We start from the raw sequence: 232 nt of genomic DNA on the forward strand, positions 1-232 counted from the left end.
GAGTCAGGATTTAGCAGAACTTCTAATATCTTCGTGGGCTTCCACTATGATAAAAATCACATCTACAAGGTAGGGCTTAGAGCGCATATGTACAGGTATGATTTAGAAAATTTACAAGAAGCCTATCATAGACCGCAGTATACCATCAAAGTCTACAATACAGTCAAGCCATTAGCAAAATGAACTTTCCAAGGTGATGTGACCTTTATGGGAGGGATAGATGCGCTTAACC

General features: G+C 39.7%; 1 protein-coding gene. It reads left to right on the plus strand.

Going from position 1 to position 232, the window contains the following annotated elements; translation table 11 throughout:
• A partial coding sequence (locus I5349_RS14175; RefSeq protein ID WP_226391406.1) for a hypothetical protein occupies positions 1–183 on the plus strand: 183 nt, incomplete at its 5' end.
• Between the last annotated feature and the right edge of the window lie 49 nt (positions 184–232).

It is taken from the genome of Penaeicola halotolerans (assembly GCF_016464625.1).
Lineage (GTDB): Bacteria > Bacteroidota > Bacteroidia > Cytophagales > Cyclobacteriaceae > Penaeicola > Penaeicola halotolerans.